The sequence below is a fragment of the Crenobacter caeni genome (assembly GCF_010435965.1).
GTDB lineage: Bacteria > Pseudomonadota > Gammaproteobacteria > Burkholderiales > Chromobacteriaceae > Craterilacuibacter > Craterilacuibacter caeni.
In genome coordinates, this window is record NZ_JAAGAA010000009.1 from 137,925 (window position 1) to 156,347 (window position 18,423).

The following is an 18,423-nucleotide window of genomic DNA, read 5'->3' on the forward strand; positions in this document are numbered from 1 at the left end:
CGGGCGGATGTTTTTTGATCTGGCGCATTGGCTTGGCGGGCGCTTTCATTCCAGAATGATGTCATCGGCCGCCGGCCGAGGTGGCTACGGCGACCGCCTTCGACATCCAGTTCGGGAGCAGAGCCATGCCCAGCCCATCCGTCCATGCCTTGCGCAACCTCGCCCTCGTCGGCCCCGCCGGCAGCGGCAAGACGTCCCTTACCGAGGCGCTGCTGTTCGCCGCCGGCGCGATTCCCAGCCGCGGCAGCGTCGAGCGCGGCGACACCGTTAGCGACTTCGACCCGCAGGAGCATGCGCTCGGCCACTCGGTGTTCCCGGCGCTCGCCGCGTGCGAGCGCGAGGGCATCCGCCTGCAACTGATCGACACCCCCGGCTTGCCGGCGCTCGCTGCCCGTGCGCTGTGTGCGGTCGAGGCGGTCGAGACTGCGGTGCTGTGCATTCCGGCGATTAGCGGCGTCGACGCGCAAGCGCGGCGCTTGTTCGCCGGTGCGGCGGGTGCGTGCAGGATGGTCGTCGTCAACAAGATCGACGCCCCGGGTGTCGACTACGCGGCCTTGCTGACAAGCCTGCGCGACGCGTTTGGCGCGGGTTGCCTGCCGCTCAACCTGCCGACGGCCGACGGCAACGGCGTCGCCGATTGCTATTTTTCGCCCGATTACGACGCGGCCACCGCCGGCACCTCGGTACGCGCCGCGCACGACGCGCTGGTCGACCAGGTGGTCGAGCTGGATGAAGCGCTGATGGCGCGCTATCTCGAGCAGGGCGAAACGCTGGAGCCCGCGCAACTGCACACGCCGTTCGAGGCCGCGCTGCGCGCGGGGCATCTGGTGCCGGTGTGCTTCGTGTCGGCGCGCAGCGGTGCCGGCGTCGACGCGCTGCTCGACGTGTTTGCCCGCCTCGCGCCCGACCCCAGCGAAGGCAAGGCGCCGGCCTTCGCACGCGGCGAGGGGGCAGATGCCCGTCCGGTTCAGGTGCTGCCAGACGCAGCTGCGCATGTGCTCGCGCATGTGTTCCAGGTGCACAACGACCCGTATCGCGGCAAGCTTGCGCTGTTTCGCATCCATCAGGGCACGCTCCAGAGTGGCGCACAGCTTTTTATTGGTGACGCGAAGAAGCCGCTGCGGGTCAGCCACCTCTTGAGGGTGCAGGGCAAGCAGCAGGTCGAGGTGGCCGCCGGCGGGCCGGGCGAGATCCTGGCGCTGGCCCGTGTCGACGAATTGCAGCGCGACGCGGTGCTGCACGACAGCCACGACGAGGATGGCTTCCATCTGCTGCCGCCGCCCTTTGCGCAACCGGTCGCAGGTGTCGCCCTTTCCGCGGCCAAGCTCGGCGACGAGCAGAAGCTCGCCGACGCGCTCGCCATGCTGTGCGAGGAGGATGCGGGCATCCGCGTCGAGCGCGATGCGCAAGGCAAACAACTGGTGTTGCGTGCGCAGGGCGAGGCACACCTGAAGCTGTTGCTGTCGCAACTGGCCGCGCGCTGGGGGCTCAAGCCCCAGACAGCGCCGCCGACGGTCGCCTACCGCGAGACGGTCAGCGCGAGCGCGCAGGCGCGTTACCGCCACAAGAAGCAGAGCGGCGGCGCCGGCCAGTTCGGCGAGGTCGAGCTGAAGGTCGAGCCGCTCGCGCGCGGCGAGGGTTTCCAGTTTGTCGATCAGGTCAAGGGCGGCACCATCCCGGGCACCTTCATGCCGGCGGTCGAGAAGGGGGTGCGCCAGGCCCTGGCCGACGGCGTGCTGGCCGGCTTCCCGGTCGAGGACGTGCGGGTGTGCGTGCTCGACGGCAAGCACCACGCGGTCGACTCCAACGAGGTGTCGTTCGTGACCGCTGCGCGCCACGCGACGACCGACGCGCTGCGCGGGGCGGCGCCCCTGCTGCTCGAGCCGATCGGCGAGGTAACGGTGCGGATGATGGATGCCGACTTCGGCCCGGTGTCCGCCGAGCTGACCCAGCGCCGTGGCCGCTTGCAGGGCAGCGAGGCGCCTGCGCCCGGCGTGACCGAGCTGCGCGCGTGGGTGCCGCTGGCCGAGATGGACGGCTTCGAGGCGCGGCTGCGCGGCCTGCTCGCCGGCGAGTGCGACTTCTGCCTCGCGTTCAGCCACTACGAGCGGGTGCCGGACGAAGTACGCCGGCGGGTGTTCCCGGCGGCCGGCTAAGGCAGGCATAAAAAGGGGGCGCCTAGCGGCGCCCCAAGTCCCTTACCACAACAACACAGCTTGCCCTTATTCGACCCGTTCGCCGTGCAGGCGTACGTCCAGCCCCTCGCGCTCTTCTTCTTCGGTGACGCGCAGGCCCATGGTCAGGTCGATGATCTTCAGCAGTACGAAGGTGACGATCGCGCAGTACACGATGGTGACGCCGGCGCCGATGGCCTGGGTGAGCAAGTCGCCTTCGACGCCGCCGATTGCCTTGACCGCCAGCGGGCCGGTCAACAGCGCGCCGACGATGCCGCCGATGCCGTGCACGCCGAACGCGTCGAGCGAGTCGTCGTACTTCATCATGTGCTTGAGGCCGGTGGCGCCCCAGTAGCAGACCAGGCCGGACACTGCGCCGATGACCATCGCGCCCTTGGCGTCGACAAAACCTGCGGCCGGGGTGATGGCGACCAGGCCGGCGACGGCGCCCGAGGCGATGCCCAGTACCGACGGTTTGCCCTTGAGCGCCCATTCGGCAAACATCCACGCCAGCGCGGCGACGCCGGTGGCGATCTGCGTGGTCATCATTGCCATGGCGGCGCGGCCGTCGGCGGCGACAGCGGAGCCGGCGTTAAAGCCGAACCAGCCCACCCACAGCATGGAGGCGCCAACCAGCGTCAGCACCAGGTTGTGCGGCGCCATCGGCTCCTTGCCGTAACCGACGCGCTTGCCCAGTACCAGGCAGCACACCAGGCCGGCGATGCCCGCGTTGATGTGGACGACGGTGCCGCCGGCGAAGTCGAGCACGCCGTGGTCGAACATCCAGCCGCCCGGCGCCCATACCCAGTGCGCGACCGGCACGTAGACCGCCAGCGACCACAGCGCCATGAAGACCAGCATCGCAGAGAACTTCATGCGTTCGGCGAACGCACCGGTGATCAGCGCCGGCGTGATGATCGCGAAGGTCAGCTGGAACATCATGAATACCGGCTCGGGAATGGTCGCGGCCAGCGGGTGGACGGTCAGCTTGCCCTCGTCCTTGAGGAAGGTGAGGCCGTCCAGCAGCACGCGGTCGAAGCCGCCGATCAGGCTGTTGCCCGGCATGAAGGCGAGGCTGTAGCCGATCACTACCCACAGCACGGTGATCAGCGCGGTGATCGAGAAGCTCTGCATCAGCGTCGAGAGCACGTTCTTCTTGCGCACCATGCCGGCGTAAAAGAGCGCAAGGCCCGGGATGGTCATGAACAGCACCAGCGCGGTCGACGTCATCATCCACGCGGTGTCGCCGGCGCTGATCTTGGACGCCTCGACGAGTTCGGGCGCGGCACCGGCGAAGGCCGGCATGGCGGCCGCCGCGAGGGCGGCACAACTAGCGATTCTTTTCATGTTGGTTCTCCCCTTTAACACTTGTGCCTATCAGACCGCGTCGGTGCCGGTCTCGCCGGTGCGGATGCGCACGACCTGCAGCAGGTCGCTGACAAAAATCTTGCCGTCGCCGATCTTGCCGGTGCGCGCGGTGTTCTCGATCGCCTCGATCACCTGTTCGAGGATGTCGTCCTGGATCGCGATCTCCAGCTTGACCTTGGGCAGGAAGTCGACGACGTATTCGGCGCCGCGGTACAGCTCGGTGTGGCCCTTCTGGCGGCCGAAACCCTTGACCTCGGTGACGGTGATGCCCTGCACGCCGATGGCGGAGAGCGCCTCGCGGACTTCGTCCAGCTTGAACGGCTTGATGATGGCGGTGATCAGTTTCATGGTTCGCTCCTGTCCTCTGTGGTTTGGGTCTGGCCGCTGGGGCGCCGTTAGCGCTTGGCAGGACAAATGCACAAAGCGTGCCAGAGTGCCGGAAGCCTTGTCTGGCGGGCGGCATACCCGCAATCCATCCGGCATGCACCGGCAGCGGGAAGGGCGGGGCACCAGTGTGGTGCGTGGTGCGGGCGGTAGATGCGCCCGCCCAGAGCGCCCGCGCCTTTGCTAAACTGCACGCATCAATCTGATGACATACCTAGGAGCCAACGATGCTGAGCCAGAAACTGTTTGACGAGATCAGCGCGAAGATCAGCGAGACCATCGCCGCCAGCCCGGCCAAGGACATCGAGAAGAACGTCAAGGCGATGATGGCGGCGACTTTCGCCAGGATGGATCTGGTCACCCGCGAGGAATTCGACGTGCAGCAGGAAGTGCTCGCGCGCACCCGCGAGCAGCTCGCGGGTCTGGAAGCGCGGCTGTCCGCGCTGGAGGCGGCCAGTGCGCCGGCGCCGGGCTCGCCCGAGGAGCAGGCCAACCTCGGCCTGTCCTGAGCGATGACGCTGGCGGTCGCGCACGGTAGGGCCCTGAACGGGGTCGACGCCGTCGCGGTCGACGTCGAAGTCCACCTCTCCAACGGCCTGCCGGCGTTCACGCTGGTCGGCCTGCCCGACACCGAGGTGCGCGAGAGCCGCGAACGCGTGCGCTCGGCCCTTTTGGTGTCGGGTTTTGTTTTTCCCGCGCGGCGCATCACGGTGAACCTTGCGCCGGCCGACTTGCCCAAGGGGTCCGGTGCATTCGACCTGCCGCTGGCGATGGCGCTGCTGGTTGCCTCCGGCCAGCTGCCGCCGCAGGTGCTGGAAGGGCGAGAGTTCGCGGGCGAACTGGGGCTGACCGGCGAGCTGCGGGCCGTGCGCGGCGTGCTGCCGATGGCGCTGGCGGCGGCGAAGGGCGGCCGGGTGCTGGTGGTGCCGGCGGCCAACGCCGCCGAAGCCGCGCTGGCAGGCGGCGCGGACACCTGCCTCGCGGGGTCGCTCGGTGAACTGGCCCAGGCGCTCGCCGGCGGCGAGCCTTTGCCCGTACCGCCCGCGGCCGTGCCGGCACCCAACGAGGCCTTGCCGGACCTTGCCGACGTGCGCGGCCAGCATGCCGCCCGGCTCGCGCTGGAAGTCGCCGCGGCCGGCGGCCACCACCTGTTGCTGTGCGGGCCGCCGGGCTGCGGCAAGAGCATGCTCGCACGGCGCCTGCCCGGCATCCTGCCCGCGCTCGGGCTGGACGAGGCGCTGGAAGTTGCCGCGGTGCACTCGCTGCTGTCGGGGTTCGATACACGATTCTGGCGGCGCCGGCCGTTCCGGGCGCCGCACCACTCGGCGTCGGCGGCCGCGCTGATCGGCGGCGGCAGCGACCCGCTCCCGGGCGAAGTCAGCCTCGCGCACCACGGCGTGCTGTTCCTCGACGAGTTGCCGGAGTTCGACCGGCGCGCGCTCGAGATGCTGCGCGAACCGCTGGAGACGTGCTCGGTCACCATCGCGCGCGCCGTGCGGCGGGTGAGCTTCCCGGCCGCGTTCCAGCTGATCGGCGCGATGAACCCCTGCCCGTGTGGCTATTACGGCCACCCCGAGCGGGATTGCCGGTGTACGCCCGAGCAAATCGCGCGCTATCGGGGTAAAATCTCCGGCCCGCTGCTCGACCGCGTCGACCTGGTGGTCGAGATGGGCGCGCTGGACGCAGCCTCGCTCGCGGCGGCGCCGGCGGAGGGCAGCGCGGCAGTCGCTTCGCGGGTCGCCGCGGCGCTGGCCGTACAGTTGGCGCGCCAGGGCGTGAGCAACGCGCGGCTCGACGAGGCGCAGCTTGCTTGCCACGCGGCGCTGGCGCCGGCCGGTGTCGCGCTGCTTGCGCAGGCGATGCAGAAGCTGGGCTTGTCGGCGCGCGGCTACCACCGCGTGCTGCGCGTCGCGCGCACGCTGGCGGATCTGGCCGGCGCCACTGAACTGGACGAAACATTTTTGATGCAGGCGCTGCAAATGCGCCGCTTATTGGCCTGAGGGCCGGAAATAGAAGAGCAAATACGCATGAGCCGGGATTACAAGGCAAGCCCCCGCGGGGGGCGGGGTAGTGCCCAGGGGGGCAAGAAGGGCGGCGGGCTGATGGCCGGCCTGCTGATCGGCTTGATCGTCGGGGTCGGCGCGGTGGTCGGCACCACCATGTACCTCAACCGTTCGTCGACCCCGTTCAGCAACCTGCAAAAGCAGGAGGCGCGCCAGCAAGGCGCGAGCGAGGCCGGCGCCGACGTGACGCTGCTCGAGCCGGGTACCCTGCAGGAAGTCGCACCGGCGACACCGGCGCCCGCCGTGCCGAGCGCACCGGTGTCACCCACTCCCGACGCCGCGCCGCCAGCCCAGGCGCCGGCGGCTGCGCCGGACGCGGCCGCGGACGAAGGCAACCGCTTTGACTTCTACAAGATCCTGCCGGGCAAGCTCGACGCGGTGCCGGCGACGCCTGACACCCCGGCGCAGGCGGGGCAGCCCAAGCGCGCGCAGGGCTTCAGCCTGCAGGCCGGCGCCTTCGCCAACGAGGCGGAGGCCGACAACCTGAAGGCCAAGCTCGCGCTGATGGGTGTCGAGGCGAATATCCAGACCGTCGAGACCGCGAACGGCCTGATGCACCGGGTGCGGGTCGGCCCGTTCGCTCGCCAGACGGACGCCGAGCGCGTGCGCAGCGAATTGAAGGCCGGCGGCGTGCCGTCCGACCTGATCAAACCCTGAACCGTTTTCCCACTGAAGAGGATGGAACAATGAAGAAATGGCTGGCCATTGGCCTGATGTTGCTGGGTTCGCTCGCGCAGGCAGCTGTCGTCGAAGGCAAGGACTATCGCGTGCTGACTAACCCGCAGCCGACGCAGCCGGGCAAGGTGAACGTGGTCGAGTTCTTCTCGTATAGCTGCATCCACTGCTACAACCTCGAGCCGGTGATGGCCGCGTGGAAGAAGGCGCAACCGGCCGACGTGGTGGTCAGCCGCGAACAGGTGATGTGGGGCCGCAATACCGAGGGCTTCGCCAAGCTGCTCGCCACCATGAAGGCGACCGGTACCGAAGAGAAACTGCACCGCGCCGCGTTCGAGGCGGTGATGAAGCAGCGTGTCAACCTCGGCGACGAGACGGTGCTCGCCGGCTGGATCGCCAAGCAGCCGGGCGTCGACGCCAAGCAATTCATGGCGACCTTCAAGTCTTTCGGCATGCAGGCCGCGGTCAACCGCGCGTCCAAACTGACCCGCGACTACCAGGTCGAGGGCACACCGCTGGTCGTGGTGGCCGGCAAGTACGCGGTGAACCCGGCCGAGCCGCAGCGCGTGGTCGAGGTGGTCAACGAACTGGTCGCCAAGGCGCGCGGCAAGAAGTAAGCGCAGGCAGGCATCAACAGGTCCGGCGTTGTCGCCGGACTTTTCTTTATTGAACGGGCAGGATTGAAGGGGAAGTAGCGTGGATTGGCTGTTGCTGGGCAAGGCCCTGTTGCTGGGGATTGTCGAAGGGTTGACCGAGTTCCTGCCGGTGTCGAGCACCGGCCATCTGATCGTGGTCGGCGACCTGATCAATTTTGACGGCAGCACCGGCCAGGTCTTCGAGGTGGTGATCCAGCTGGGCGCGATCCTCGCGGTGGTGTGGGAGTACCGCGTGCGTTTCACGCGCATCGGCTGCGGGCTGCTCGGGCGCGACCCGGCGGCGGTGAACTTCGTCGGCAAGCTGTTGATCGCCTTCCTGCCCTCGGCAGTGGTCGGCTTCTTCGCGATCAAGGCGATCAAGTTCTACCTGTTCAACCCGGTGTGCGTCGCGCTGGCGCTGATCGTCGGCGGCCTGATCATCCTGTGGGCCGAGAAGCGGCAGCGCGACGTGCCGCCTCGCGTGCACGACGTCGACCAGATGGGCGCGCTCGACGCGCTGAAGGTCGGTGTCGCGCAGGTGTTCGCGATGGTGCCGGGCACCTCGCGTTCGGGGGCGACCATCATCGGCGGCATGCTGTTCGGTCTCGACCGCAAGGTGGCGACCGAGTTCTCGTTCTTCCTCGCGGTGCCGACCATGTTCGCGGCGACCTTCTACGACGTGTACAAGAACTGGGCGCTGTTCTCGGCTGCAGACATCCCGGTGTTTGCCGTCGGGCTGGTGTCGGCCTTCGTCAGCGCCTTCGTGGTGGTGCGCTGGCTGGTCCGCTTCGTGTCCGGCCACACCTTCAACGCGTTCGCCTGGTACCGCATCGCGTTCGGCCTGATCATTCTCGCCACCTGGCAGTTCGGCTGGGTCAGCTGGAGCATGTGATCGCGTCCCGGGAGGATAAATTGGCTTTTTCAATTGACACGCTCCGGTGAATTGGATAATATCCACTTCCTCAGACGCGGGGTGGAGCAGTCTGGTAGCTCGTCGGGCTCATAACCCGAAGGTCGTAGGTTCGAATCCTGCCCCCGCAACCAGTTTTAAAGTATCGGCAAACGCCGGTGCCAGCGCAGTACAGTCGCGGGATGGAGCAGTCTGGTAGCTCGTCGGGCTCATAACCCGAAGGTCGTAGGTTCGAATCCTGCTCCCGCAACCAGTTTCAAGCGGACATGTCCGTGGCAGCAATGCCGAACACCTCTGACGCGGGGTGGAGCAGTCTGGTAGCTCGTCGGGCTCATAACCCGAAGGTCGTAGGTTCGAATCCTGCCCCCGCAACCAATAAAACCCGATGCCTAGGCATCGGGTTTTTGCGTTTTGCCTTGGCCGCACTGGGATGGCACACAAGAAAAACGCCACCCTAAGGTGGCGTTTTTGCGGAGCTGGGCAGGCTCAGATGCGGCGCGCGAGTTCCTCGGCCTTGCCAAGGTAGCTGGCCGGCGAGAGTTCGAGCAGGCGGGTCTTCTCGTGCTCGGGGATGTCCAGCGTGCCGATGAAGGCGGCCAGTGTGTCGCGGGTGATGCCGCCCTTGCCGCGGGTCAGATCCTTCAGTTGCTCGTACGGGTTGGGCACACCGTAGCGGCGCATCACGGTCTGGATCGGCTCGGCCAACAACTCCCAGGTCGCGTCGAGGTCGGTGGCGATCGCCAGCGGGTTCACTTCCAGCTTGTTCAGCCCCTTCAGGCAGGACTTGAAGCCGAGCAGGGTGTAGCCGAAGGCGACGCCCATATTGCGCAACACGGTCGAGTCGGTCAGGTCGCGCTGCCAGCGGCTGACCGGCAGCTTGTCGGCAAGGTGGCCGAGGATCGCGTTGGCGAGGCCGAGGTTGCCTTCGGAGTTCTCGAAGTCGATCGGGTTGACCTTGTGCGGCATGGTCGAGCTGCCGACTTCGCCGGCCTTGACCTTCTGCTTGAAGTAGCCGAGCGAGATGTAGCCCCATACGTCGCGGTTCAGGTCGACCAGGATGGTGTTGACGCGGCTGAGGTTCTGGTAGAGCTCGGCCATGTAGTCGTGCGGCTCGATCTGGATGGTGTACGGGTTGAAGGTGAGGCCGAGGCCGGCGACGAAGCGGCCGGCCAGGCTTTCCCAATCGACGTTCGGGTACGCGACGAGGTGGGCGTTGTAGTTGCCGACCGCGCCGTTGATCTTGCCGAGGATTTCCTGGCGAACCAGCTGGTCGTGCTGGCGCTTGAGGCGGTAGACGACGTTGGCCAGCTCCTTGCCCAGCGTCGACGGCGTCGCCGGCTGGCCGTGGGTGCGGCACATCATCGGCACGGCGGCCAGCTCGTGCGCGAGCTTGGAGAGGCGGGCGGTCAATTCGTCGAGCGCCGGCAGGATCACCGTGTTGCGCGCGGTCTTCAGCATCAGCGCGTGGCTGAGGTTGTTGATGTCCTCGGAAGTGCACGCGAAGTGGATGAACTCGCTGGCGGCCATCACTTCGGGGTTGCCCGACAGGCGCTCCTTCAGCCAGTACTCGATCGCCTTGACGTCGTGGTTGGTGCGCGCCTCGATCGCCTTCACCTGCTCGGCGTGCTCGACCGAGAAGCCGGCGATCACGTCGTCGATCTCGCGGACGGTCGCCGCGCTGAACGGCTTGACTTCCTCGATGCCGGGCTCGGCGGCGAGCATCTTCAGCCATTCGAGTTCGACCTGGATGCGGAACTTCATCAGGCCGTATTCGGAGAACAGGGTGCGCAGCGCCTCGACCTGGCCGGCGTAGCGGCCGTCGAGCGGGGAGAGGGCGGTCAGTGCGTTCAGCGTCATTGCAAAGGCTTCCAGTGCTGTTGCCGGGTTTGCCGGCGGTTTTGGTGTGGTGAGTCCGGGAGCGGGCCGCCCGCCGGGCGGCCCGTGTCGGCGGCTTACATGCCGGGCAACATGCCCTTCATGCCGCGCATCATCTTGGAGAGGCCGCCCTTGGAGAACTGCTTCATCATCTTCTGCATTTCTTCGAACTGCTTGAGCAGGCGGTTGACGTCCTGCACCTGCACGCCGGCGCCGGCGGCGATGCGGCGCTTGCGGCTGGCTTTCAGGAGCTCGGGCTTGCGCCGCTCCAGCGGCGTCATCGAGTGGATGATGCCCTCGATGCGCTTGAGCTGCTTTTCGGCCTCGGCACCCTGGATGCCCTTGGCCATCTGTCCCATCTGGCCGGGCATCTTCTCGAGCATGCCAGCGACGCCGCCCATCTTCTTCATCTGCTGCATCTGGCCCAGGAAGTCCTCGAGGTCGAAGCCCTTGCCCGACTTGAGCTTCTTGGCGATCTTGGCCGCTTCCTCCTGGTCGATGCCCTTTTGCACGTCCTCGATCAGGCTGAGCACGTCGCCCATGCCGAGGATGCGGTTGGCGATGCGGTCAGGGTGGAAGGGCTCGAGGCCGGTCAGTTTCTCGCCGACGCCGATGAACTTGATCGGCTTGCCGGTGACGTGGCGCACCGACAGCGCGGCGCCGCCGCGCGAGTCGCCGTCCATCTTGGTGAGCACCACGCCGGTCAGCGGCAGTGCCTCGTTGAAGGCTTGCGCGGTGTTGACCGCGTCCTGGCCCTGCATCGCGTCGACCACGAACAAGGTTTCCACCGGCTTGACCGCGGCGTGCAGCGCCTTGATCTCGGCCATCATCGCCTCGTCGATCGCCAGGCGGCCGGCGGTGTCGACCATCAGTACGTCGAAGTGGTAGCGGCGCGCGTGGTCGATCGCGGCAAGCGCGATGTCGACCGGCTTCTGTGCGCCGTCCGACGGGAACCACTCGACGCCGACCTGCTCGGCCAGCAGTTTCAGCTGTTCGATCGCCGCCGGGCGGTACACGTCGGCGGAGACCACCAGCACCTTCTTCTTGTTCTTTTCCTTGAGGAGCTTGGCGAGCTTGCCGACGGTGGTGGTCTTGCCCGCGCCCTGCAGGCCGGCCATCAGCACCACGGCCGGCGGTTGCGCGGCGAGGTTGAGCGCGTCGTTCTTCTCGCCCATCAGGCGGGTCAGCTCGTCGTTGACGACACCGACCAGCGCCTGGCCGGGGGTCAGGCTGCCCATCACTTCCTGCCCCAGCGCGCGCTCCTTCACCTGCGCGACAAAGGCCTTGACGACGGGCAGTGCCACGTCTGCTTCCAGGAGCGCCATGCGCACTTCGCGCATCGCGTCCTGGATGTTGGATTCGGTAAGGCGCGCGTTGCCGCGCAGCGTCTTGATCACGCCCGAGAGGCGGGTGGTCAGGTTGTCGAGCATGGTCGTCCTTCATGCCTGCCAACGGCAGGACCGCTTGGTGTAGACTTTCAAGCCGACCATTTTACACGAAGCCGCCGGCCCTCGCGCCCGGCGTCGAAAGGCACCGACAGAATGAGCGCCGTCCCGTTCGCCCTGACCCTTGGCCTGCTGTTGGCCTACCTCGCGCTGACCTGGCACCACATCGGCCACTTCAGTGGCTGCGCGGTGCTGCTGCCGCGCTCGCGCCGTGTCGAGCACAGTGCGCTGGGCCTCGTGCTGCTCGCACACGCCTTCCTGGTGCTCACGCCGATGCTCGCCGGCGGCTACCCCGACCTTGGCGTCGGCCGCGCGCTGTCCGCCGTGGTCTGGCTGATGCTGCTGATCTACTGGACCTGCGGTTTCTTCTACCGCGTCGAGGGCTTACAGCTCTTCATGCTGCCGCTGGCGGTGCTCGCGCTGGCGGTGGAGCTTTTGTGGCCGGGCCACCATCCGGGTTACGCGCTGCGCAACCCGCTCTTCTCCGTGCACCTGTTGGTATCCATGCTCGCGTACAGCCTGTTCGCGATCGCCGCCTTGCTCGCGGTGCTGATGCTGCTGCTCGAGCGCGCGCTGCACGCGCGCCGCGCGACCGCGCTGACCCGCCAGTTGCCACCCTTGCTTAGCTTGGAAACCATGATGTTCCAGGTGATCGGCGTCGGCTTCGCCTTGCTGACGGTGTCGCTGGTGACCGGCGTGCTGTTCTCCGAGCAGATGTTCGGCACGGCGCTCACCGTCAACCACAAGACGGTGTTCGCGTTCGCCGCGTGGTGCGTGTTCGGCGGGCTGCTTGTCGGCCGTGCCCGCTACGGCTGGCGTGGCAAGGTCGCCGTGCGCTGGGCGCTCAGCGGCTTCGGCCTGCTGCTGCTCGGCTTTATCGGTACCAAGATCGTGCTCGAGTGGGTGCTCGGCCGCTAGGCGCATCCGCTTTCGTGTTTTTGCAGGCCGCCCGACCGGGCGGCCTTTTTCACGGCTGTTTGCCGTACAGCGCGAGCGCGCGTTCGCGCTGCGCGGCATGGTCGACAATCGGTACAGGGTAGTCGCGGCCGAGCGCAAAGCCCGCCGGCAAGGCCTTGGCTTGCCACGGCGCGTGCACCGAGCGCGCGTCGAGTGCAGCGAGCCCCGGCACCCAGCGGCGGATATACGCGCCGTCCGGGTCGAACTTCTGCGATTGGGTCACAGGGTTGAAGATGCGGAACCAAGGCTGCGCATCGCAGCCGGTCGACGCCGCCCACTGCCAGCCGCCGTTGTTGGCAGCGAGGTCGTAGTCGAGCAGGTGGTGCGCGAAGTGCGCCTCGCCGCGCCGCCAGTCGATCAGCAGGTCTTTCACGAGGAAGCTCGCCACCACCATGCGCAGCCGGTTGTGCATCCAGCCGGTCTGCAAGAGTTCGCGCATCGCCGCGTCGATCAGCGGGTAGCCGGTCTGCCCCGCGCGCCACGCGTCGAAATGGCTGTCTTCACCCGGCCAGGGCAGGTCGCGGAACGCGGGCTTGAAGCTCTCTGTTGCCGCGTGCGGGAAGTGCCACAGCAGTTGTTGGTAAAAGTCGCGCCAGACGAGCTCGTTCAGCCACGCCTGTGCACCCGCGCCATCGTGTGCGAGCGCGGTGCGCGTGAGCGTACGGATCGACACCGTGCCGAAGCGCAGCGCGGCCGACAGCTGCGAGGTGGCGTCGCGCGCCGGGTAGTCGCGCGCCGCGTGGTAGTCGTCGATCTTCGCTTCAAAGGCGGCGAGACGCTGGGCGGCGGCGGCTTCGCCAGCCTCTGCGCGGCCGATCGGGTTGTCGGTGAAACCGAGCGTGGCGAGGGTCACCGCGCCGTCTTCACGCCAGGGCAGGAAGGCGTCGGCGGCGAGGCGCACCGCTAAGCTTCCGGCGTCGGCGGGGGCGAGCTTCGCGCGCCAGGCTCTGGCATACGGCGTGAACACCGTGTACGGCTTGCTCTCGCGGGTGAGTACTTCGCCGGTGTCGAACACCACCTGGTCCTTCACCAGCTCCAATGCTCGGCCGTCTGTGGCAAGCGCTGCGGCGACGCGCGCATCGCGCGCGCGCGCGGCCGGCTCGTAGTCGCGCGCGGCGAACACCGCGTGCGCGCCGGCGCGCGCGGCGAGAAGCGGTATTTCATCCGCCGGGTCGCCGTGGAGGATGGCGAGGTCGCTACCCAGCGCGCGCAGGCGCTGGCGGATATCCAGGAGCGAGTGCCAGATCAAGGCGACACGCGCGTCGTCGCGGGCAAGGCCTGAGAGCTGCGCGGGGTCGAACACGAAGGCGGCGAGGACGCGGCCGGCGCCCTGTGCGTGCGCGAGCGCTGCGTGGTCGGCCAGGCGCAGGTCGCGGCGCAGCCAGCACAGGGCGGTGCGGGGTGTGTGCATGGTAACTGATCCAGTGGTGTTGTTAATTTACTACAGCTTGAAAGCCTTGTTTTATAAGGCTTGTAGCGTTGATATCTGCTTATATTGTGGTTTTTTTGTCAGCGAATAATCGGCGGTTTTGTCTTTGTGTGCAGGCAGCAATAGTATGCGTGCATGACCGTTCCGGTACAGGGATGGCGTAGAGATGCCCGGATAGCATGGCTGCCGGGTACAACCGACCTCGAAAGGAAAGACGCATGAACAAGAAAATCATCGCGCTGGCTGTCGCAATGTTGCCGGCTGCTGCCATGGCTGATGTCGTGATCTACGGCGAAGCGGGTGCTGCGCTGGAAGGTACCAAGACCACTACTGCGTATGGCTCCAGCGGTACCGACGGCACTGTGACCAAAGTTGAGAACTACAACTCGAAGATCGGCTTCAAGGGTAGCGAAGACCTCGGCAACGGCCTGAAGGCGGTTTGGCAGGTCGAGCAGAAGATCGGCATCGACGGTACTGGTGGCAACACTTGGGCGACCCGCGACAGCTTTGTCGGTCTGTCCGGCGATTTCGGTACCGTGCAGCTTGGCCGTCTGAGCACCTTCCAGAACATCTATTCGAACATCGATCCGTGGAAGTACGAGGCGGGCTGGAATGGTTTGGCTTGGGATGCGAATGTTCTGGAAAGTGGCATTGTTCCTGATGTTGCCGCATTCAACTTGGGCGGTGTTGCCAACTATCAGTCTCGTATGAACAACGCGATCGCGTACACCACGCCCGAGTGGTCTGGTTTTAGCGCGCGTGCGATGTACTCCGCTGCATCTGAGAAAAAAGTTGAAGGCTCGAACCCGTACGCTTGGGAAATCGGTCTGCGTTATGCCTTTGACGCTTTCTACGCTCAGTACTCTTACACCGCAAGCAAGGAAGCTAGCCTGTTGGGTGCTGGTTCGGTAGAGTTTTACGATGGCGTTGAGGCGTCTTTTGCTGACTCGAAGTCCCGCATGAACTACTTCGAAGTCGGCTATGACGCTAACGGGCTGTCGGCGGCCATTGCGTATGTGGACACCAAGTTGCAGCAAGATGGTGACGCTTTCGAATTCCTGGGTGAAACCAAGACCAAACAGCTTGGTTTGAACGTTGCCTACACCATGGGCCAGTTTGTGCCGCGCTTCCAGTATGCTCATGGTTGGGAGGTTAAGGTGGACGGTGATAAGGTAGACGGTTCTGACTACAACCAGTACGTATTGGGTCTCGACTACTTGCTGTCCAAGCGCACCAAGGCGCATGTAAGTGCTGCTTACATCAAGTCTGGCGATGCTCCGAACGAAAATGGTTTGGACGGCAAGACTTGGCTGAAGGGCAATACCTACTCGGTAGGTCTGACCCACCTGTTCTGATCGCAGCTTAGGCTGCTCAGTCTAAAGGCCGCCTCGCGCGGCCTTTTTTCATTTGCCGGACGCTAATACAATTGTCGTAACGATCCCACGGTACGACCGACTTGAACGACATCCCGCTGTCTCTGCTGTTCCTCTCGTTAGCCCTGCTGCTGGCGATCTCCGCGTTCTTCTCGATGTCGGAAACCGGCATGATGGCGGCCAACCGCTTTCGCCTCAAATCGAAGGCGGCCGCCGGCAGTCGCGGCGCGGCGCGCGCGCTCTCCCTGCTCGGGCAGACCGACAAGCTGCTCGGCGTGATCCTGCTCGGCAACAACTTCGTCAACTCGGCCGCCGCGTCGCTGTCGACCGTCATCGTGTTCCGCCTGTTCGGGCAGAACGAGCTCGCGCTCGGCATCGCCACGCTGGCGGTGACTTTCGCGATCCTGGTGTTTTCCGAGGCGACGCCCAAGGTACTCGCCGCCAACCACGCACTGAAGGTCGCCGAGCGGGTCAGCCTGCCGCTTGTGCTGCTGCTCAAGCTGTTCTACCCGGCAGTGTGGTTCGTCAACCTGTTCGTGTCGGCCTTGCTGAAGTTGCTCCGCGCGAGAGAAAGGCAAGACAGCGGCCAGCTCTCGGCACAGGAGTTGCGCCTGCTGGCGCTGGAGTCGACCCGTTTTGACCAGGCCAAGCACCGCAGCATGCTGGTCAACCTGTTCGAGCTCGAAGGCTTTACCGTCGAGGACGTGATGGTGCCAAGGCGCCACATCGAGGCGGTGGATCTGGCCGAGCCGTGGCCGGATTTGCTCGACAAGCTGCATACCTGCCACCATTCACGTATTCTGGTATGCGAAAATGGGTTGGAAAATCTTATTGGCATTTTGCATGTGCGCAAAGTGTTGCATCTGCTGCGCGAGCCGCTGGACGCGGTTCGCCTGCGCGAGGTGGTACGCGAGCCGTATTTCGTGCCGGCGACCACACCGCTGTTCACCCAGCTGCAGAACTTCCAGGAAAACCGGCGGCGGGTCGGCGTGGTGGTCGACGAGTACGGCGAGCTGATGGGGCTGGTGACGCTGGAGGACATCCTCGAGGTGGTGGTCGGCGACTTCACCACGCAGGCGCCGGACCAGGAGGCGCACGCCAGGCGCGACGCCGACGGTAGCTTCATGGTCGACGCGAGCCAGAGCCTGCGCGAACTGAACCGCGAGCTGGGGCTCGCCTTGCCGACCGACGGGCCGAAGACGCTGAACGGCCTGTTGGCCGAGCATTTCGGCGACATTCCGGAAGTCGGCACCTGCTGGAAGATGCACGGTTGCGTGGTCGAAATCGTCCAGGTCGGCGAGCGTGCGGTGCGGCGGGTAAGGCTCACGCCGCTGCCCAGGCGGGCGAAGTAGACCGGGTCAGGACAACAAGAACAATTGGAGGGGGCGGATGGATCAGAATACAGCGCTGTCGGGGATGGGGCGCGCGCTGGTGCAGCACGGGCGGCTGTCGCAGGGGGAGGCCGACGAGATCGCGCACAAGGCGCAGGTCGACGGGCGCTCGTTTGTCGAGGCGCTGGTCGCCAGCAAGCGTTTGAGTGCAGCCGAAGTCGCCGTGTTCGCGTCGCATTCGTTCGGGCTGCCGCTGTTCGACGTTTCCGCCTTGTCCGCCTCCAGCGTGCCGCGCGGAGTGGTCGACGACGCGCTGATCGTCGAGCGGCGGCTGTTGCCGCTGTTCAAGCGCGGCAGCCGCCTGTTTGTCGGCTGTTCCGACCCGACGCTGTCGCAGGCCTTGCACGCGATCACCTTCAAGACCGGCTTGACCGTCGACGTGGTGGTGGTCGAGGACGACAAGCTGGGCGCGCTGATCGCGCGCCAGCGCGAGGCCGACCCCGGCGCCGCGCTCAACGCGATGATCGACGACGACCTGGGCTCGCTCGAACTGGTCGACCCGGACGCGCCAAGTGGCGACAAGCTGCCGGACGTGGAAGACGCGCCGGTGGTGAAGTTTATCCACAAGGTGCTGGTCGACGCGATCGCGCTGGGCGCCTCCGACATCCACTTCGAGCCGTACGAGAAGTATTACCGCATCCGTTACCGGGTCGACGGCGCGCTGCGCGAAGTCGCGCGCCCACCGCTGGCGATCCGCGACAAGATCGCGTCGCGCATCAAGGTGATCTCGCGGCTCGACATTTCCGAGAAGCGCGTGCCGCAGGACGGCCGCCTGAAGATCCGCCTCGACAAGCACCGCGCGGTCGACTTCCGGGTCAGCACGCTGCCGACGCTGTACGGCGAGAAGATCGTGATGCGTATCCTCGACGCGTCGGCCGCGTCGCTGAACATCGACCAGCTGGGCTTCGAGCCCGAGCAGAAAAGTCTGCTGATGGACGCGATCCGGCGGCCGTACGGCATGGTGCTGGTGACCGGGCCGACCGGCTCGGGCAAGACGGTGTCGCTGTACTCCTGCCTGAACATCCTCAACAAGCCGGACAGCAATATCTCGACCGCCGAAGACCCGGTCGAAATCAACCTGCCGGGGATCAACCAGGTCAACGTTAACGAGAAGGCCGGGCTGACTTTCGCGTCGGCGCTGCGCGCCTTCCTGCGCCAGGACCCGGACATCGTGATGATCGGCGAGATCCGCGACTTCGAGACGGCGGACATCGCGATCAAGGCCGCGCAGACCGGCCACATGGTGTTCTCGACGCTGCACACCAACAACGCGCCGGCGACGCTGACCCGTCTGCTCAATATGGGCGTCGCGCCGTTCAACGTGGCAAGCTCGGTGCTCCTGATCATGGCGCAGCGTCTGGCGCGCCGCTTGTGCCCGCAGTGCAAGGCGCCGGTCGACATCCCGCGCGAGGCCTTGCTGCGCTCGGGCTTCGCCGAGGCCGACCTTGACGGCAGCTGGCAGCCGATGGGGCCGGTCGGCTGCGAGCACTGCCGCGACACCGGCTACAAGGGGCGGGTCGGCATCTACGAGCTGATGCCGATGACCGACGCGATGGTGAGGCTGATCCTCAAGGGCGGTAACGCCGCCGAGATCGCCGACCTCGCCCGCGCCGAGGGCATGGTCGACTTGCGCCACGCGGGCCTGAAGAAAGTGCGGCAGGGGCTGACCTCGCTGACCGAGATCGAGGCGGTAACCAACGAATGACAACCCAGACAAGACGGACGCACGCATGGCGAACGCTCA

General features: G+C 66.2%; 15 protein-coding genes and 3 tRNA genes. 13 read left to right on the top strand and 5 right to left on the bottom strand.

Annotation, left to right across the window (positions count from 1 at the left end):
• Nucleotides 1-125: 125 nt before the first annotated feature.
• On the top strand, nt 126-2,156 hold the full coding sequence (gene fusA, locus GZH52_RS11005) for an elongation factor G (protein ID WP_163316511.1): 2,031 nt from the start codon (nt 126-128) through the stop codon (nt 2,154-2,156).
• 66 nt (nt 2,157-2,222) lie between these two features.
• Here the strand turns inward: fusA and GZH52_RS11010 are convergent, their stop codons facing one another.
• Nucleotides 2,223-3,521: an ammonium transporter gene (locus GZH52_RS11010; RefSeq protein WP_163316512.1), complete on the bottom strand. Its 1,299-nt coding sequence runs from the start codon at nt 3,519-3,521 to the stop codon at nt 2,223-2,225.
• 30 nt (nt 3,522-3,551) lie between these two features.
• Nucleotides 3,552-3,890: a P-II family nitrogen regulator gene (gene glnK, locus GZH52_RS11015; RefSeq protein WP_163316513.1), complete on the bottom strand. Its 339-nt coding sequence runs from the start codon at nt 3,888-3,890 to the stop codon at nt 3,552-3,554.
• A 263-nt stretch (nt 3,891-4,153) separates the two neighbouring features.
• Between glnK and GZH52_RS11020 the strand changes: the two genes are divergently transcribed.
• The 8 genes from GZH52_RS11020 to GZH52_RS11055 all read left to right on the top strand — a co-directional run bounded on the left by GZH52_RS11020 (nt 4,154) and on the right by GZH52_RS11055 (nt 8,584).
• Complete coding sequence (locus GZH52_RS11020) at nt 4,154-4,435, top strand: accessory factor UbiK family protein (RefSeq protein ID WP_136555908.1); 282 nt, start codon at nt 4,154-4,156, stop codon at nt 4,433-4,435.
• Between the two features lie 3 nt (nt 4,436-4,438).
• Nucleotides 4,439-5,926 carry a YifB family Mg chelatase-like AAA ATPase gene (locus GZH52_RS11025; protein ID WP_163316514.1) on the top strand — a complete coding sequence of 496 codons (1,488 nt, stop codon included), beginning with the start codon at nt 4,439-4,441 and terminating at the stop codon, nt 5,924-5,926.
• Between the two features lie 27 nt (nt 5,927-5,953).
• Nucleotides 5,954-6,646: an SPOR domain-containing protein gene (locus GZH52_RS11030; protein ID WP_239058096.1), complete on the top strand. Its 693-nt coding sequence runs from the start codon at nt 5,954-5,956 to the stop codon at nt 6,644-6,646.
• Between the two features lie 29 nt (nt 6,647-6,675).
• Nucleotides 6,676-7,281, top strand: a complete 606-nt coding sequence (locus tag GZH52_RS11035; protein ID WP_163316515.1) for a thiol:disulfide interchange protein DsbA/DsbL — start codon at nt 6,676-6,678, stop codon at nt 7,279-7,281.
• 79 nt (nt 7,282-7,360) lie between these two features.
• Nucleotides 7,361-8,191, top strand: coding sequence for an undecaprenyl-diphosphate phosphatase (locus tag GZH52_RS11040; RefSeq protein ID WP_163316516.1), 831 nt, complete (start codon nt 7,361-7,363; stop codon nt 8,189-8,191).
• 75 nt (nt 8,192-8,266) lie between these two features.
• A tRNA-Met gene (locus tag GZH52_RS11045) sits at nt 8,267-8,343 on the top strand.
• A 42-nt stretch (nt 8,344-8,385) separates the two neighbouring features.
• A tRNA-Met gene (locus GZH52_RS11050) sits at nt 8,386-8,462 on the top strand.
• 45 nt (nt 8,463-8,507) lie between these two features.
• Nucleotides 8,508-8,584: transfer RNA gene (locus GZH52_RS11055), tRNA-Met, on the top strand.
• 111 nt (nt 8,585-8,695) lie between these two features.
• On the opposite strand, the gene purB is transcribed toward GZH52_RS11055, so the two are convergent.
• Both purB and ffh read right to left on the bottom strand, forming a co-directional pair.
• On the bottom strand, nt 8,696-10,066 hold the full coding sequence (gene purB / locus GZH52_RS11060; RefSeq protein ID WP_163316517.1) for an adenylosuccinate lyase: 1,371 nt from the start codon (nt 10,064-10,066) through the stop codon (nt 8,696-8,698).
• Nucleotides 10,067-10,161: 95 nt separating this feature from the next.
• Nucleotides 10,162-11,514 carry a signal recognition particle protein gene (gene ffh, locus GZH52_RS11065; protein WP_163316518.1) on the bottom strand — a complete coding sequence of 451 codons (1,353 nt, stop codon included), beginning with the start codon at nt 11,512-11,514 and terminating at the stop codon, nt 10,162-10,164.
• A gap of 111 nt (nt 11,515-11,625) precedes the next feature.
• Between ffh and GZH52_RS11070 the strand changes: the two genes are divergently transcribed.
• The gene (locus GZH52_RS11070) at nt 11,626-12,447 is read left to right on the top strand and encodes a cytochrome C assembly family protein (protein ID WP_163316519.1); all 822 of its coding nucleotides are present in this window, start codon (nt 11,626-11,628) and stop codon (nt 12,445-12,447) included.
• Nucleotides 12,448-12,496: 49 nt separating this feature from the next.
• On the opposite strand, the gene GZH52_RS11075 is transcribed toward GZH52_RS11070, so the two are convergent.
• The gene (locus GZH52_RS11075) at nt 12,497-13,897 is read right to left on the bottom strand and encodes a cryptochrome/photolyase family protein (RefSeq protein WP_163316520.1); all 1,401 of its coding nucleotides are present in this window, start codon (nt 13,895-13,897) and stop codon (nt 12,497-12,499) included.
• A gap of 236 nt (nt 13,898-14,133) precedes the next feature.
• On the opposite strand from GZH52_RS11075, the gene GZH52_RS11080 reads away from it, so the two are divergent.
• From GZH52_RS11080 to pilB, 3 genes are all read left to right on the top strand, one after another.
• Nucleotides 14,134-15,270, top strand: coding sequence for a porin (locus GZH52_RS11080; RefSeq protein ID WP_163316521.1), 1,137 nt, complete (start codon nt 14,134-14,136; stop codon nt 15,268-15,270).
• Between the two features lie 101 nt (nt 15,271-15,371).
• Complete coding sequence (locus GZH52_RS11085) at nt 15,372-16,640, top strand: HlyC/CorC family transporter (RefSeq protein ID WP_163316522.1); 1,269 nt, start codon at nt 15,372-15,374, stop codon at nt 16,638-16,640.
• 37 nt (nt 16,641-16,677) lie between these two features.
• A complete protein-coding gene (gene pilB, locus GZH52_RS11090; protein ID WP_163316523.1) occupies nt 16,678-18,384 on the top strand; it encodes a type IV-A pilus assembly ATPase PilB in 1,707 nt (568 codons plus the stop codon).
• The last annotated feature ends 39 nt before the right edge of the window (nt 18,385-18,423 follow it).

Bases quoted from the DNA above. Each gene is read 5' to 3' on its own strand.
- fusA (WP_163316511.1), top strand. From the start codon at position 126: ATGCCCAGCCCATCCGTCCATGCCTTGCGCAACCTCGCCCTCGTCGGC.
- GZH52_RS11010 (WP_163316512.1), bottom strand. From the start codon at position 3,521: ATGAAAAGAATCGCTAGTTGTGCCGCCCTCGCGGCGGCCGCCATGCCG.
- glnK (WP_163316513.1), bottom strand. From the start codon at position 3,890: ATGAAACTGATCACCGCCATCATCAAGCCGTTCAAGCTGGACGAAGTC.
- GZH52_RS11020 (WP_136555908.1), top strand. From the start codon at position 4,154: ATGCTGAGCCAGAAACTGTTTGACGAGATCAGCGCGAAGATCAGCGAG.
- GZH52_RS11025 (WP_163316514.1), top strand. From the start codon at position 4,439: ATGACGCTGGCGGTCGCGCACGGTAGGGCCCTGAACGGGGTCGACGCC.
- GZH52_RS11030 (WP_239058096.1), top strand. From the start codon at position 5,954: ATGAGCCGGGATTACAAGGCAAGCCCCCGCGGGGGGCGGGGTAGTGCC.
- GZH52_RS11035 (WP_163316515.1), top strand. From the start codon at position 6,676: ATGAAGAAATGGCTGGCCATTGGCCTGATGTTGCTGGGTTCGCTCGCG.
- purB (WP_163316517.1), bottom strand. From the start codon at position 10,066: ATGACGCTGAACGCACTGACCGCCCTCTCCCCGCTCGACGGCCGCTAC.
- ffh (WP_163316518.1), bottom strand. From the start codon at position 11,514: ATGCTCGACAACCTGACCACCCGCCTCTCGGGCGTGATCAAGACGCTG.
- GZH52_RS11070 (WP_163316519.1), top strand. From the start codon at position 11,626: ATGAGCGCCGTCCCGTTCGCCCTGACCCTTGGCCTGCTGTTGGCCTAC.
- GZH52_RS11075 (WP_163316520.1), bottom strand. From the start codon at position 13,897: ATGCACACACCCCGCACCGCCCTGTGCTGGCTGCGCCGCGACCTGCGC.
- GZH52_RS11080 (WP_163316521.1), top strand. From the start codon at position 14,134: ATGAACAAGAAAATCATCGCGCTGGCTGTCGCAATGTTGCCGGCTGCT.
- pilB (WP_163316523.1), top strand. From the start codon at position 16,678: ATGGATCAGAATACAGCGCTGTCGGGGATGGGGCGCGCGCTGGTGCAG.